The sequence below is a fragment of the Parasedimentitalea marina genome (assembly GCF_004006175.1).
GTDB lineage: Bacteria > Pseudomonadota > Alphaproteobacteria > Rhodobacterales > Rhodobacteraceae > Parasedimentitalea > Parasedimentitalea marina.
Genome location: NZ_CP033219.1, coordinates 878,864 through 894,597, shown reverse-complemented (window position 1 = coordinate 894,597; position 15,734 = coordinate 878,864). Strand labels below are relative to the sequence as shown.

15 protein-coding genes are annotated in these 15,734 nt (G+C 55.3%); 14 read left to right on the top strand and 1 reads right to left on the bottom strand.

The features are described 5' to 3' along the window. The first annotated feature begins 40 nt into the window (after window positions 1-40). From EBB79_RS04355 to EBB79_RS04330, 6 genes are all read left to right on the top strand, one after another. The gene (locus EBB79_RS04355; protein ID WP_238704992.1) at window positions 41-445 is read left to right on the top strand and encodes a CatB-related O-acetyltransferase; all 405 of its coding nucleotides are present in this window, start codon (window positions 41-43) and stop codon (window positions 443-445) included. A 236-nt stretch (window positions 446-681) separates the two neighbouring features. Then, window positions 682-1,839: a DNA-processing protein DprA gene (dprA, locus tag EBB79_RS04350; RefSeq protein WP_127747757.1), complete on the top strand. Its 1,158-nt coding sequence runs from the start codon at window positions 682-684 to the stop codon at window positions 1,837-1,839. A 177-nt stretch (window positions 1,840-2,016) separates the two neighbouring features. Beyond that, entirely contained in the window at window positions 2,017-4,734 is a 2,718-nt protein-coding gene (gene topA / locus EBB79_RS04345; RefSeq protein WP_127747756.1) for a type I DNA topoisomerase, read from the top strand. A gap of 192 nt (window positions 4,735-4,926) precedes the next feature. After that, window positions 4,927-5,625: a CoA transferase subunit A gene (locus tag EBB79_RS04340; protein ID WP_127747755.1), complete on the top strand. Its 699-nt coding sequence runs from the start codon at window positions 4,927-4,929 to the stop codon at window positions 5,623-5,625. A 12-nt stretch (window positions 5,626-5,637) separates the two neighbouring features. Beyond that, window positions 5,638-6,264 (top strand): 3-oxoacid CoA-transferase subunit B, encoded by a 627-nt coding sequence (locus tag EBB79_RS04335; RefSeq protein ID WP_127747754.1) that lies wholly within the window; start codon window positions 5,638-5,640, stop codon window positions 6,262-6,264. A 144-nt stretch (window positions 6,265-6,408) separates the two neighbouring features. Beyond that, a complete protein-coding gene (locus EBB79_RS04330; RefSeq protein ID WP_127747753.1) occupies window positions 6,409-6,960 on the top strand; it encodes a hypothetical protein in 552 nt (183 codons plus the stop codon). Between the two features lie 52 nt (window positions 6,961-7,012). Here EBB79_RS04330 and EBB79_RS04325 read toward each other — a convergent pair whose 3' ends face one another. Beyond that, entirely contained in the window at window positions 7,013-7,822 is an 810-nt protein-coding gene (locus tag EBB79_RS04325) for a lytic transglycosylase domain-containing protein (RefSeq protein ID WP_127747752.1), read from the bottom strand. A gap of 349 nt (window positions 7,823-8,171) precedes the next feature. On the opposite strand from EBB79_RS04325, the gene EBB79_RS04320 reads away from it, so the two are divergent. The 8 genes from EBB79_RS04320 to EBB79_RS04290 all read left to right on the top strand — a co-directional run bounded on the left by EBB79_RS04320 (window position 8,172) and on the right by EBB79_RS04290 (window position 15,728). After that, window positions 8,172-8,351, top strand: a complete 180-nt coding sequence (locus EBB79_RS04320; RefSeq protein WP_127747751.1) for a hypothetical protein — start codon at window positions 8,172-8,174, stop codon at window positions 8,349-8,351. Between the two features lie 104 nt (window positions 8,352-8,455). Next, entirely contained in the window at window positions 8,456-8,632 is a 177-nt protein-coding gene (locus EBB79_RS24360; RefSeq protein WP_164860742.1) for a hypothetical protein, read from the top strand. Window positions 8,633-8,757: 125 nt separating this feature from the next. After that, complete coding sequence (cpaB, locus tag EBB79_RS04315; RefSeq protein ID WP_127747750.1) at window positions 8,758-9,618, top strand: Flp pilus assembly protein CpaB; 861 nt, start codon at window positions 8,758-8,760, stop codon at window positions 9,616-9,618. A 209-nt stretch (window positions 9,619-9,827) separates the two neighbouring features. Further along, window positions 9,828-11,222, top strand: a complete 1,395-nt coding sequence (locus tag EBB79_RS04310; protein ID WP_127747749.1) for a type II and III secretion system protein family protein — start codon at window positions 9,828-9,830, stop codon at window positions 11,220-11,222. A gap of 16 nt (window positions 11,223-11,238) precedes the next feature. Further along, the gene (locus tag EBB79_RS04305; RefSeq protein ID WP_127747748.1) at window positions 11,239-11,865 is read left to right on the top strand and encodes an OmpA family protein; all 627 of its coding nucleotides are present in this window, start codon (window positions 11,239-11,241) and stop codon (window positions 11,863-11,865) included. A 169-nt stretch (window positions 11,866-12,034) separates the two neighbouring features. Beyond that, window positions 12,035-13,273 (top strand): CpaE/TadZ family protein, encoded by a 1,239-nt coding sequence (locus EBB79_RS04300; RefSeq protein ID WP_127747747.1) that lies wholly within the window; start codon window positions 12,035-12,037, stop codon window positions 13,271-13,273. Window positions 13,274-13,299: 26 nt separating this feature from the next. Next, complete coding sequence (locus EBB79_RS04295) at window positions 13,300-14,760, top strand: TadA family conjugal transfer-associated ATPase (protein WP_127747746.1); 1,461 nt, start codon at window positions 13,300-13,302, stop codon at window positions 14,758-14,760. Then, complete coding sequence (locus EBB79_RS04290; RefSeq protein WP_127747745.1) at window positions 14,760-15,728, top strand: type II secretion system F family protein; 969 nt, start codon at window positions 14,760-14,762, stop codon at window positions 15,726-15,728. The genes EBB79_RS04295 and EBB79_RS04290 overlap by 1 nt, the downstream gene beginning before the upstream one ends. The last annotated feature ends 6 nt before the right edge of the window (window positions 15,729-15,734 follow it).

Sequence of the window (15,734 nt, the reverse complement as noted above, 5' to 3'; positions counted from 1 at the left end):
GCGGCGGCGACATTTTGGCGTGCAGGGTGAGAACAGAGGTTTGTCTTTTGACGAAACTGTTGCCCCACTATCCATTGGGCACGATGTTTGGATTGGGCAAAACGTCTTGCTAAAGGGCGGCATCTCCATCGGTGACGGGGCCGTCATCGCTGCAGGCCCGGTCGTCACTAAAGATGTTGAGCCTTATTCGATAGTGGGGGGAAATCCTGCAACTGTCATCAAAAGCAGATTCAGTGATGAAATTATCTGCGATCTGATTGGGTTACAGTGGTGGGCTTATAAATACGACAGCTTACAACTCCTCGAGTTTTCAGACCCAAAGACATTCATCAGGGACTTTCCAACAAGCGAGCAATTGAAGCTGCTTCCGGAGCAACGACTTAAAGTCATTGAGCATATCAAGATGTACCGTAAGGATAACGCGCGAAATACGGAACATGGATAGCTTGGGTGCAACATAAAAACACGACAACCTGCGGACCAGACGAACAGCAGATTGCAAATCATATAGCCCGGAATTGGCATCCCTTCATCAAAGAGACGCAGTGATGCTTGACGCAGGCGCCGTCACCCAAACTGTTTTGAATAGTTTTTGGAAAATCTTCTGAAAATCCAATCTTGTTTACGCCCTGTTAACCGACTTAACGTTAAACCTGATATTGCAACCAGGCGGAGCAGAGGATGACCGAAGAATACACTTCTTCCACTCACCCCCCACTCCCACCCACCACGGAAGATATTCGTTTTTCTTGGCTCCGTCTGTTGCGTTCTCGCAGGGTTGGTCCGGTGACATTTCACCGTCTGATCGCCGAGTATAGTTCAGCGCAGAACGCGCTGGATGCGTTGCCAGAAGTGGCACGCGACGCAGGAGTATCAGGGTATAAAATATGCCCCACCTCTGTGATAGACGCCGAAATCAAGGCCGCAAAAGTCGCCAAAGCGCGACTTTTGTGCCTTGGCGACGTCGACTACCCCTCACAATTGGCCGACCTCAAGGATGCCCCACCTGTGCTCTGGTCGCTGGGCGATCCCAGGATATTGCATAAGCCAGTTGTTGCCCTGGTTGGGGCCAGAAATGCCTCGTCTCTGGGCACCCGGATGGCCCGTGCCTTGGCGCATGAGCTGGGGGAGCAAGGATATATCGTAGTGTCAGGTCTGGCGCGCGGCGTCGACACTGCAGCCCACCTTGCTGCATTGAACACCGGCACCATCGCCGTCATGGCCGGGGGGGTAGATGTGATTTACCCTACGGAAAACAATGATCTGGCAAACGACATTGCCCAACAGGGCCTGTTATTGTCCGAACAACCCATGGGGCTGGCACCGCAGGCCCGCCATTTCCCACGCCGTAACCGGATCATCTCCGGGTTGGCCAGTGCCGTCGTTGTGGTCGAGGCAGCGGCAAAGTCCGGCAGCCTCATCACCGCTCGCGATGCCTTGGATCAGGGCCGCGAGGTACTGGCGGTGCCCGGTCACCCCTTTGACGCCCGTGCCAGTGGCTGCAACATGTTGATCCGCGATGGGGCGCACCTGATCCGCAATGCTGACGATGTCATCGCAGCGCTGCCCGCACATCCCCGGCACTCACCGACGGCGCAACATCAGCTTCAGTTGGACGAGCCCCCGGCACCGCCGCCACGACGCAGCCTGCGTGACACGGCCGCGCTGCATCAGGAAATCCTATCGCGCCTTGGCCCCTCGCCCACTGCCGAAGATCAATTGATTCGCGATCTATCCGCACCCGCCCGCGAGATTTCACCAGCCCTGACCGACCTTGAGCTAGAGGGCGAAATCATTCGCCAACCCGGCGGCATGGTGTCTCGGGGTACTGGTCATTAGCAGGGCCCACCAATTTTGGGCTCCCACAACTCCAATTGCAGTTCAACTCTCAAATCTGAGCGTCAAAATTGCCATCAAACCTGCGTCCAAAACTCGCGGATTGACAATCCCCTCTTGCACCCCACATCTTGCCCAGCCATAGACCGTGCCGTGTCCGCCCCATAAGGTTAAGCTTAAATGCCCGTAGTTGTTGTAGAATCCCCTGCCAAAGCAAAAACAATCAATAAATATCTCGGCTCAGACTACACGGTTCTGGCATCTTATGGCCACGTACGCGACCTTCCGCCGAAGAATGGATCGGTCGATACCGACAATAATTTCGAAATGACCTGGGAAGTCGGGACCGACAGCCGCAAACATATGAAGGCCATCGCCGACGCCCTGAAAGAAGACAACGCACTGATCCTCGCGACTGACCCCGACCGCGAAGGCGAGGCCATCAGCTGGCACCTGCAAGAGGCGCTGACCAAACGCCGATCGATCAAAAAAACCACACCGGTCAGCCGGGTCACCTTTAACGCCATCACCAAAGACGCCGTGCTCGAGGCCATGGCCAATCCGCGGCAGGTCGACATGCCCCTGGTCGAGGCCTATCTGGCCCGGCGCGCGCTCGACTACCTGGTGGGCTTTAATCTGTCGCCCGTTCTGTGGCGCAAACTGCCCGGCGCAAAATCGGCCGGCCGGGTGCAATCGGTCTGTCTGCGCCTGATCGTCGAGCGCGAGCTAGAGATTGAGGCGTTTAATCCGCAGGAATACTGGTCGGTACGTGCCTTGCTGACCACACCGCGCGGCCAGGATTTTGAGGCCCGCCTGACAATTTTAGGCGGCGATAAGCTGGACAAGTTCAGCCTCGGTAATTCAACCGCCGCTGAAATGGCTGTACAGGCCGTCGCCAGCCGCGAATTGCTGGTCCAATCGGTCGAAGCCAAACCAGCCGCGCGCAACCCCTCGGCCCCCTTCATGACCTCGACCCTGCAGCAAGAGGCCAGCCGCAAATTCGGCATGGGCGCCAAGCAAACCATGAGCACCGCCCAGCGCCTTTATGAGGCAGGCTACATTACCTACATGCGGACCGATGGCATCGACATGGCCCCCGAGGCGGTGACCGAAGCCCGCGCTGAAATCGACAAACGCTATGGCGGCACCTATGTGCCCAGCAGCCCACGGGTTTACAAAAACAAAGCCAAGAACGCGCAGGAAGCCCACGAATGTATCCGCCCCACTGACATGGGTCGTGATGCGGCCAGCCTGAAAGTGACCGAGCCCGACCAGCGTAAACTCTATGACCTGATCTGGAAACGCACCCTGGCCTGCCAGATGGCCAGCGCCAAGCTAGAGCGCACCACGGTCGACATCGGCTCAAACGATCAGCAAGTGATGCTGCGCGCCACCGGTCAGGTTGTGTTGTTCGACGGCTTCATGCGCGTCTATGAGGAAGGCCGCGATGACGTGGTGCAGGACGACGACGACAAACGCCTGCCGCAAATCATGCAGGGGGAACCCACCAAATTCGCCGCTGCTGCACTGACGCCTCAATTTGACAAGGCCGCCAAAGCCGGTGCGCAAGCCACCAAAAGCGGCGATCTGCGCAGCAATGGCTCGGCACTGCTGTCCCAGAATGAATCGGTGCTGGCGCTGCAACACCACACCGCCCCACCGCCCCGCTATACCGAGGCAACGCTGGTTAAAAAGATGGAAGAGCTGGGCATCGGTCGCCCCTCCACCTATGCCTCTGTGATCACCACCATTCAGGACCGCGAATATGTCCGCAAAGATCAGAACCGGCTGCACCCCGAAGATAAGGGGCGCATTGTTACCATCTTCCTGCTGAACTTCTTTCGAAACTACGTCGGCTATAATTTCACTGCCGATCTGGAAAACCAACTGGATGAGGTCAGCGCCGGCAATGGCGACTATAAAGATCTGCTCGCCAGCTTCTGGCGTGATTTCTCCGCAGCCATTGCCGAAACCTCCGACCTGCGCATTTCCGAAGTTCTGGACGTGCTTGATGATGCTTTGGCCCCACAGCTCTACCCACCGCGCGAAGATGGCACGGATCCACGTGCCTGCCCAAAATGTGGCTTGGGCCAATTGCACCTGAAATCCTCGCGCACCGGCGGCTTCGTCGGCTGCGGCAACTACCCAGAATGCAACTACACCCGACCCATTTCCGGCGAAGGTGCCGAAGGCTATGAACGCATATTGGGCGAGGATGCCGGTGATGAAATTCACCTGAAGTCCGGTCGTTTTGGCCCTTATGTCCAACGGGGCGAACCAACCCCGGACAACAAAAAGCCGCCGCGCTCTTCGCTGCCGAAACAGAACAAAGACTACCTGCCCGGCTGGGGTCCAAACGATGTCACACTGGAACAGGCCGTCACTCTGCTGACCCTGCCCCGCGAAATTGGCCAACACCCGGAAGGGGGCGCCATTGCCTCCAACCTGGGCCGCTTCGGCCCCTACATCATGCACCAACTGGCAGATGAGGAAAAACCGACCTACGTGAACCTCAAGAATACCCTGGACGTTTTTGAAATCGGCATGAACCACGCGATGGAGATGCTGGCCGAGAAGCGCGCCAATCCAGGTCGTGGTCGTCGCGGCGCGGCCAAGGCGCTCAAAGAACTGGGTGAACATCCCGATGGTGGTGGCGCCGTCAATATCATGGACGGTAAATATGGCGCCTACATCAAATGGGAAAAGGTCAACGCCACCCTGCCCAAGGATGTCGAGGTCAAGGATGTCACCATGGACATGGCGGTTCAGTTGATCACTGAAAAGGCGGGCAAGAGCGGCGCCAAGAAAAAAGCCGCACCCAAGAAAAAACCAGCCGCAAAAAAGAAACCGGCAGCCAAGAAAAAGGCGCCGGCTAAAAAGACTTCCGCCAAAGACTAGAAAACCGCGCCAGATCCCATTTCATCTGGCCCCAAATATCCCGGGGAGTGCGAGGGGCTGGCCCCTCGCTCTTTTCCAGCAGACGCCCCGGCCGACCATATCCGTAGTAATACTCACGACGCTCAGTATTCTTGACTCACCTCCGCCCCAGCGTCAGAACCCATGCAACAGGACTGTTGCAGGGAGTTTTCGATGAAAAAGATCTTCACCAATGCCAGCGAGGCGCTCGACGGGTTGCTTCACGATGGCATGTTCATTGCGGCAGGCGGCTTTGGCCTCTGCGGTATTCCGGAATTGCTGCTGGGCGCGATCAAAGAGGCCGGCACCAAGGATCTGACCTTTGCCTCCAACAACGCAGGCGTCGATGATTTTGGCATCGGCATTCTGCTGCAGACCAAACAGGTTAAAAAGATGATCTCCTCCTATGTGGGCGAAAACGCCGAATTCATGCGTCAGTATCTCTCGGGTGAGCTGGAGCTGGAATTCAACCCACAGGGCACCTTGGCCGAACGCATGCGCGCTGGCGGCGCCGGCATTCCTGGCTTTTTCACCAAGACAGGTGTTGGCACCGTGATTGCCGAAGGTAAGGACCACCGCGACTTCAACGGTGAGACCTACATCATGGAAGAGGGCATGGTTGCCGATCTGGCCATCATCAAAGCCTGGAAAGCCGACGAGACCGGCAATCTGATGTTCCGCAAAACCGCCCGCAACTTCAACGCCCCTGCTGCCACCTGCGGCAAGGTCTGCGTGGTCGAGGTCGAAGAGATCGTGCCAACGGGCTCACTGGACCCGGACGCCATCCACCTGCCCGGCATCTATGTGCACCGTATCATTCAGGGCACCCACGAAAAGCGCATCGAACAGCGCACCACCCGGCCAGCGGCATAAAGGAGAGCGAACATGTGGGATCGTAACCAAATGGCGGCGCGGGCCGCTCAAGAGCTCCAAGACGGCTGGTATGTGAACCTTGGCATCGGTATTCCGACGCTGGTCAGCAACTATATCCCCGAGGGCGTGGAAGTCACCCTGCAGTCGGAAAACGGCATGCTGGGCATGGGCCCCTTCCCGGTCGAAGGCACAGAAGACGCCGACCTGATCAACGCTGGTAAGCAAACCATCACCGAGCTGCCGCAAACCGCCTATTTCGATAGTGCGCAGTCCTTTGCGATGATCCGTGGCGGCAAGATCGCCATGGCGATCCTGGGCGCCATGGAAGTGGCCGAAAACGGCGATCTGGCAAACTGGATGATTCCGGGCAAGCTGGTCAAAGGCATGGGCGGCGCCATGGATCTGGTCGCTGGTGTTGGCCGTGTGGTTGTGGTCATGGACCACGCCAACAAGCATGGTGTGTCCAAAGTGCTAAAGGAATGCACCCTGCCGCTGACCGGCAAAGGCGTTGTCGACCGCATCATCACCAATCTTGGTGTTCTTGATGTCGTCGAAGGTGGGTTGAAGATCGTAGAGACCGCCGAAGGTGTAACCGAGGCCGACCTGCGTGCCGCCACCGAGGCAACGATTGTCGACTAAGGTCACCAGTCGTATTAGGATGAAAGGTCGCCTCATGAGGCGGCCTTTTCGCGCGCACCAGAAAATTTGCGCCCCGAAGTTGAGATTTGCCTGCCTACCTAAGACTATGTGTTCATCTCGTCCAAAACCTTCCTGCGAGGCCAAATGGATTTTGTTGAAGTATTAGACGCCCTCAGAAGCACCTATATTACTCAGTTTGAGGCCGTGTACGAACGACACGGCGGCCAAGATGCTGGCATACACCCCGAAATCGCTTTTGAAATTTCAGGTGCAACTTATAAAAATCTCTACGTTGTAGATTTTGTAAAAAGGGACACAACTTCACAGGATGCTGGTACAGCTATCGAGGTCAGCCCGACATCATTTGCCTACGGTGGCAACGGAGAGTTTAAGAGTCACGATCTGCAAATCTCAGTTGGCAATATCTCCTGGGATGGTGTGTCGTTCTATTTGGACACTGCTCCTGTTGCCCTTGAAGGTATTGATGCATGGTTTGATTACTGGATTGATCTAGATGCGACGAGACAAAAACAGGATGTTGTCGTTTCTCAGATATTACACTCCGTAATCATTGAACCCGATCAAATTCATGTCGACTTTGGCACCGCCCCTGTTTCAGCCCTCACCGAGCTCCTCAATATTCTGCACAACAGCGGTGTCCAGAATATCACCCTTCGCAGTAGTCGCGAAAAATAACCCCCGCACTCTAATCAGTGAACGGACAAACGGGTTGGCTGCTACGTCCACGTCACTTCATCGTCCGAAACACGCAGCCATCAGAGATCAACTGAGGTGGCGTTAGACACAACCCTTTGGCCACCTGAAACGCGGCCAGCACCTTGGGCACATAATCTCTGGTTTCCGGAAAGGGTGGCACTCCCTGATGGTCGCGTATACTGCCCTCGCCCGCGTTGTACCCAGCCAATACCAATACTGGGTCTCCGCTGAACTTCTCCATCAACCAGTCCAGATACTTTGCGCCACCCTGGATATTCTGCTGCGCGGCCAGGGCATCTTCAACATCAAATCGCACCGCGGTCTCCGGCATCAATTGCATCAACCCCTGCGCCCCAGCGGAACTGACAGCATCCACCTGGCCTGCCGATTCCACTGCAATCACTGCCAAGATCAGCGCAGGCGAGACCTCAGTGCCAATACTGGCCGTCAGAATCGAAACACCCTGAGCCTGCGAAATGTCCTGCATCAATTGTAAGCGCGGTGCCGTCACACCCTCACCGCCAGCCAGAACCATCAAGGCCTGCTCCAGTCGCCCCGGCCCAGACGCGGACAAGTCAGGCGAGACCTGCTCCCAGAACCAGCCATACCGCCCCATCGGTTGCTCCGAGGGTTCACTATTCTCAGTACCGCCCGGATCAGCCGTCGTGCCAGGCAAGATCTGCGGCTCCTCTATCTGTATCGTTATTCTCTCACGGGTGCCCGGCTGCGGTGGCCGCACCCGTTTTGCCTCAAAGTCCGGAAATGGCGGTGGCGTCTCTCCAAGTGCCCACACAGGCATACAAACAGAAAACACAGCTAGGGACGCAATTCGGAGAAACATGGGCCTACCTTGATGAAATTTTTAATAAAATACTAAGGTTTGTGGCCAAAAATCCAGATCCAGAGGCCGAATTCTGGCGATACCGCCACATTTGCCACGCCCTGCCCCGCCTTTGCCTTGGGTATTTATGATTTCTAAATAATTTATCTGTTATACCTCAACGACTTACTCAACTTCCTTCCAAAAAGTTAAACTAAGGCGCCACATTCCGGGTTTTGGCCCAAATGCTGCCACGCTCACAGGGGTATAAGTGTTCATACCAAGTCGAACAGAGCTTCGCAGGAGAGAGCAGGCTCACAACGGACGACAAGGTCGAAACAAACTATTAGATCCTTTGGAGGGACACACAATGATCAAATTCTTCAAAAACTTCCGCAAAGACGAAGCTGGCGCCGTGACTGTTGACTGGGTTGTTTTGACAGCTGCTGTCGCTGCTCTGGCTGGCGTTGTTTACACGTCGATCGAAGATGGCGCATCTGACCTGACAACCACAACCGGCACATTCCTGTCGAACCAGGCTCCAACCTAATCGACTGCTTAGTTTGCCAGTCTTAGTGGCATAAGTTTGGGGCCGCGTCTTTTATCCAAAGGCGCGGCCCTTTTCCCAAGAACTCTCACAAATCGAGGTTCACAATGAATAAACTAAAATCCTTTTATATGGACGACGATGGTGCAGTGACCGTCGATTGGGTGGTCCTTACGGCCGCAATCGTTGGCCTGGTGGTTCTGATCGCCGCTGCAATGGAAGACGGTGCACTTGGGCTGGCCGATGGATTGGCGAGCTACATGTCAAACTGGACCATTACCTAACGACGCCCTGCGGTTCAGCGCCGCTCAAATATAACAAACGTCATCTAAACTAAATTCTCAGGTTCGGGTGATAAAGATCTCGGGTTCATCCCGGTATCACAGCAAGATCCAAGAGAGGTAACACAATGCGTGCAGTTTTCGGGCTGGTTTTGATTGTCGGTGTCGCCTTGGCTGGCGGCGCGGTGATGATGGCAAAGAACTACATTGCCAAATACCAGTATGCCCTGGCCCAAGCAAACGCACAAAAAGTCGTAAACATCGAAACCGTCGATGTCTTTGTTGCAAACCGCGCATTGAAATACGGAGAGCGGCTGACCCAAGATGCCGTACGCCTTGTCCAATGGCCACAAGACAGCGTTCCCGAGGGCACATATTCCTCTCTAGATGCACTTTTTCCACCAGAATTCAAAGGCGAGTTCAGGGTTGTATTGCGAACAGTCGAGGCCAACGAGGCTGTTCTGGCCGTGAAAATCACCAAGCCCGGCGAGGATGCAGGCATTACCTCGCGTCTGAAACGTGGCATGCGCGCCTTTGCGATCAAGGTCGACGTATCCTCTGGCGTTTCCGGCTTTTTACGCCCCGGTGACCGGGTCGACGTCTATTGGACAGGCAACCTTGGCGATGCTGATGAGCTTCGTCGCGGCGAATTGACCCGTTTGATCCAGACCAATATGGAACTGATTGCCATCGACCAAAGCGCTGGCGGTGACATCGACAGCGCCTCGATTGCACGCACGGTCACAGTGTCCGCCCTCCCCAAACACGTGGCCGCCTTGGCGCAAGCCCAGACCACCGGGCGGTTAAGCCTGTCACTGGTTGGTGCCGGAGATGACACCATTGCCTCATTTGTTGAGGTAGATCAACGCTCTCTGTTGGGATTGGGTGAACGCGTTTCTGCGCCTGAACGTGAGTCTGAAAAGGTCTGTACGATCCGTACCCGCCGTGGTGCCGAAGTAGTAGAAATCCCGATCCCCTGTACCAACTAGGATCGCCGAACTGACCATTTGCATTGCGAAACCCCCCTATCGAAAGCCGCTCATTCTGGGCGGCTTTTCGATGTTGCTGTTGCTTAGGTCACACAACGCGGTTGGCATAATAGCCAATGATTCTTGCATTAATGCGCAAGCTGATCCACAGTACATCAAAAGACGGGCAAAAGACCCGACAACGAGGCGTGATCCGAGAGGCAGGTCACATGGCATTTAGAACTACACTAGCAGCAGCCCTAACCGGGGTTGCTTTGATTTGCACACCGGTAGCAGATTCCGCGTGGGCCGAAGGTTTGCGCGTTGTCAAAAAAGGCACCGCTGCACAACTTGATGTTCCGATGAACAGGGCAGTTGTGGTGGAAAGCGACGTACCGTTTTCCGAACTCAGTATTGCGAACCCGGGAATTGCAGATATCTCGTCCCTGTCGGACCGTACAATCTATGTGCTGGGTAAATCCCCAGGCTTGACCACTCTGACCTTATTGGACGCAACTGGCCGCCTGATCACCAATGTTGATGTGCGCGTTGCTGCTGACGTCAGCGAGTTCAAAGAACGGCTGCGTCAGATCCTTCCCAATGAAAAAATAGAAGTTCGCACAGCCAACGATGGCATCGTGTTGTCTGGGACAGTGTCCAGCGCTGCACGCCTGCAACGGGCGATGGATCTTGCTGAACGTTATGCACCAGAACGGGTTTCAAACCTGATGTCCGTTGGTGGCGTACAGCAGGTTATGCTAAAGGTCCGCTTTGCTGAAATGCAGCGCTCAGTCTCCAAATCACTCAGCTCCTCTGTCGCATTGGGCGGTAGCAGCTTTGGGGTGGAAACCGGCACCTGGCTGCAAAACGGCAATAGCCTACCCACGACCAACCCTGTGGTCACACAGGACGGTACTTTGGGTGCGGTGTTGTTCGGCTTTGATATCGGATCGACCCAAGTTGGTCTGCTTTTGGAAGCACTGGAACAAAAAGGCATGGTCCGCACCCTTGCTGAACCAAACCTGGCTGCCCTTTCCGGACAAGAAGCCAAGTTCCTGGCGGGCGGCGAATACCCGGTTCCCGTGGCGCAAGCAGATGGCGTGACAACAATCGAGTTCAAGCCTTTTGGCATTGAAATGAACTTTATTCCGCGTGTCATCGACGGCGACTTGATTAACTTAGAGCTAAAGACCTCAGTCTCGGCGATCGACACAACCAATTCGATAACTGTAAGCGGCCTGTCGGTTGCTGCATTCTCGCGCCGCGAGGCATCGACCACGGTTGAAATGCGCGATGGTGAAAGCTTTGCCATTGCTGGCCTGATCCAGGATGATTTCCTGGACAACACGGGTCAGGTTCCATGGATTGGCGATGTCCCCATTCTGGGTGCCCTTTTCCGAAGCGCCGACTATCAGCGCAGCCAGACAGAACTGGTGGTCATTATCAGCGCGCATCTGGTCACACCGACCCGGGGCGAGGCGCTTAGCCTGCCGACAGATCGTGTCAAACCACCCAGCGAGAATGACCTATTCCTGTTTGGCCGGGTGTCGCAGACGCAGAACGGCCCAGCCGGCGAAATTGCCAGGCAAGATTTCAGCGGCTCATATGGCTATGTGTTGGACTAATTGAAGGATGGCACAGATGATTAAGAATGCAGCGATATTAGGGCTTTGCCTGACGGCAGCCGGTTGTGACTATGAAGCTGGACGTGAGTTGGATCGCGGCAGCTTTGGCAACTCCACTTTGAACAACGCGCTCGTGATGAGTGGCGATCGGTCCTATGCTGTGCAACTGGCCAACCGTTTTGCGCAAGAAGTTCCGCCAACAATCAACTTTGACTTCGACAGCGCCACCCTTGATCCCCAGGCTCGTGCGGTTTTGGACCAACAGGCAACTTGGATCAGACAGTTTCCCGAAGTTCGCTTTCGTGTCTACGGACACACGGATTCTGTAGGATCTACGGGATATAATAAGTCCCTTGGCCTGCGCCGTGCCCGTGCAGCGGTCAGATATCTTTCGTCCCGTGGCATCAGCCGATCACGCCTGGAAGCAGTTGTTTCCTTTGGAGAAACACAACCTTTGATCGTCACACAAGGTCGAGAACGTCAAAACCGGCGCACAGTAACCGAGGTCTCAGGATTCTTGGAAAACCACCCATCGCTGCTGGACGGGAAATACGCACAGGTCGTCTACCGTGAATATATCCAAAGTGCGGTTCCGGGAACGACATTGACGGAAGATCAGTCTCTTTCCACTTCGATTGAGTAGTCCGGCCAGCACACGACTGTTTAGAATTTCCCAACTATTGGGGCATTTTGGCCCAATTATTGCCTGATTTACCCACGACATTATCTTCAAGAGGTGGCGTGCGCCGAGTGAGTCGCACGCAGGAACGGGCAGGTGAAACCTGCCGTTACCCGCAACGAGGATTATGGCCATGAGCAGTGTAACGCCGCAACCAGAGACCAACGCAATTGTGGCCTGCACAGTCAGCCGCGACGTGCAGAACTTTGATCTCCTGATCGAAGACATGGAAACAACAATGGGCGAAAACTGGGGCGACCTGGGCTTTGCCGAAGCATTGGCATTTTTCAATCAGCCCGAAGCAGAAGCTTTGGAATTTGTCGCATTGGCCATCGATGGCAACGACGAGGACAATCTGGTCCTTATGGGGGAAATCATCTCTCAGGCAAAATCCCGCGATATCAAAGTGATCCTGATTGCCGAAGACGTCACACCGGCGTCTCTGCATCAACTGCTCCGCCAAGGCGCCGACGAATTCGTCCCCTACCCGCTTCCGGAACAGGAACTGCAGGCCGCGATAGAGCGTGTAACCACCCCAGAACCGGAACCCGATCTCGCCAAGCCCAACCCGCATCAATTGCAGTCCGGCAGTGCCCGCGAAGGGGCCGTGATTGTGTGTCAGGGCCTTGCTGGTGGATCTGGATCGACAACGCTGGCCGTCAATCTGGCCTGGGAGCTGGCCGAATTGAGCCAACACGACGAACCAAGTGTCTGCCTGTTGGATCTCGATTTGCAGCACGGCTCTGTGGCCACATACCTGGACCTGCCGCGCCGTGAAATCGTCATGGAGACGCTGGGCCAAATTGATGAAATGGACGCCGAAATGTTTGGTCAGGCACTTTTGTCTTTCCAGGACAAGCTTCAGGTTCTGACCGCGCCGTCCGAAATGGTCCCCCTCGATTTCTTTTCATCCGAGGACATCGAACGCCTTATTGCCATGGCGCGCAGCCACTTTGATTTTGTCATTATCGATTTGCCTCGCACCCTGGTGCAGTGGTCGGAATGCGTTCTCAGCACCGCCCATGTCTACTTTGCCCTGATTGAGCTCGACATGCGCTCGGCTCAGAACGCTCTGCGTATGAAACGGGCGCTACAGTCCGAAGAACTGCCGTTTGAGAAACTGCGGTTCACATTGAATCGGGCGCCGAAGTTCACCGACCTGAGCGGCAAGAGCCGGGTTAAGCGAATGGCTGAATCTCTCGGCATCTCGATAGATCTGCAACTGCCCGACGGTGGCAAGCCCGTGACCCAATGTTGTGATCATGGCCTGCCTCTGGCGCTGTCTGCAGCCAAGAATCCGCTCCGCAAGGAAATTGCCAAACTGGCGTTGTCACTTCACGAGTTGGGTCAGCAAGACGTTGCCGCAGCCTGATTAAATTCGTCCCTTGGGGGTATTAAATGTTTTCCAAATACAAGAAATCAGCAGCCGCGACGCCAGCAGGCATTATCGCCAAGCCGAAAGCCGCCAAACTGGCAGAAGTACCTGCCCCAAAAGCAGCGGCAAATCAAAGCGCGTCCCTGCGTCGCCCGATGCCCGAAACCGGCGCCAAAGCGGCCCCCCAGGACAAGGAACGCAAGCGCAAGGAACGGCTTTCTGAGATCAAGATCCAACTGCACAAGGAATTGTTGGAACAGTTGAACCTTGCCGCCCTGGAAAACGCCAACGAGACAGAACTTCGTGCCGAAATAACCACAATTGCCGGTGAGATCCTGGAAGAAAAAGGCATTGTTCTTAACCGCGAAGACCGCCAGACCCTGACCAAAGAACTGTACGACGAAGTCACCGGCCTGGGTCCGCTGGAAACACTGCTGCGCGACGAGTCGGTCAACGATATTCTGGTCAATGGTCCGCAACAGGTATTTGTCGAACGCGACGGCAAACTGCAGCTCAGCGATGTGACCTTTAAGGATGAAAAGCACCTTCTTCGGATCATTGATAAAATCGTGTCTGCTGTGGGTCGCCGCGTTGATGAATCCAACCCTTATGTCGATGCGCGTCTGGCCGACGGATCACGCTTCAACGCGATGGTGCCGCCGATTGCAGTTGACGGATCGCTGGTTTCAATCCGGAAGTTTAAAAAAGACAAATTGGGCATCGATGACCTGGTGACTTTCGGGGCCTTCAACGAGGAAATGGCTGCATATCTACAAGCGGCAGTGGCCACGCGCCTGAATATCATCGTCTCGGGCGGTACGGGTTCAGGTAAAACAACGACGTTGAATGCCCTATCCAGCTTTATTGACAATGCCGAACGTATTCTGACCATCGAAGACACTGCCGAACTTCAGCTGCAACAGACCCACGTCGGCCGGATGGAAAGCCGCCCGCCCAATGTTGAAGGCAAAGGCGAAGTCTCGCCCCGCGACTGTTTGAAAAACGCCCTTCGGATGCGCCCCGACCGGATCATCGTGGGCGAGACCCGCGGCGAAGAAGTCATCGATATGTTGCAGGCGATGAACACCGGCCACGACGGTTCAATGACCACCATTCACGCCAACTCGGCCCGCGATGGTGTCAGCCGTCTGGAAAACATGATTGCTATGTCCGGTATTGAAATGCCGCTCAAGGCGGTGCGCAGTCAGATTTCATCAGCGGTAAACCTGATTGTGCAGGCATCCCGCTTGCAGGATGGATCGCGCCGCATGACCTCTATCACCGAAATCACCGGTATGGAGGGCGATGTGATCTCTATGCAGGAAATCTTTCGCTATCAGCGCGTTGGCCTGACACCGGAAAACAAAATTATCGGCCACTTCACGGCCACAGGCGTGCGCAGCCACTTTTCTGAACGGTTCCGCATGTGGGGGTATGATTTACCCGCCTCGGTTTACGAACCCACCACGATGGAGACACACTGATGGAACTCAGCGCAGAACCAATCATTTATGGTCTGATTTTTGTCGGCGTTCTGGTACTGGTCGAAGGCCTGTATCTGGTGGTCTTTGGAAAATCCATCAGTCTGAACAGCCGCGTCAACCGCCGGTTAGAGATGCTGGACAAAGGCAGCAACCGCGAACAGGTGCTGGACCAGCTGCGCAAGGAAATGCAGCAGCACATGAAATCGCAGTCGATTCCGCTGTATTCCCTGTTGGCAGAGAAAGCACAGAAAGCTGCGATTGCCTTTACACCCCGTCAGCTGATCATGGTCATGGCAGGCCTTGGTGCGCTGGCATTTGTTGGCCTAAGCATCGGCACCGACACCCAATTGCCGCTTCGCATCTTGGCATCCGTCATCATCGGCGTGGGCGCAGTTTTCTTCTGGGTCAATAATAAGGCCAAGAAACGTATGGCCCTGATCGAAGAACAGCTACCTGATGCTGTGGAACTGATTGTCCGTAGTTTGCGGGTCGGCCACCCGTTTATGGCCGCGATCCAGATGGTTGCCAAAGAAGTCAGCGACCCGCTGGGCACTGAGTTTGGCATGATCTCTGACGAAAGTGCCTATGGCCGGGACATTGGCGAAGCGCTAAAGGAAATGGCGGAACGGCTAGATATGCAGGACATGCGTTTCCTGGCCGTTGCGGTGACCATCCAAGCCCAATCTGGTGGTAACCTGGCCGAAGTTCTGGCAGGTCTCGCCAAAGTGATCCGGGCCCGGTTCCGCCTGTTTCGCCGGGTCAAAGCCATCACCGCCGAGGCCCAGTGGTCCGGAAAATTTCTGTCTGCTTTTCCCCTATTGGCGCTGGCGGCCACTCTGGCCAAGGATCCGCACTTTTATGACGAGGTGCTGGACCACCCATATTTTATTCCTAGTTGTTTCATTGTCGGAACCCTGTTGACCGTCAATCTTTTCGTCATGCGCGCGCTGACAAATATCAAAGTATAGAGAGCT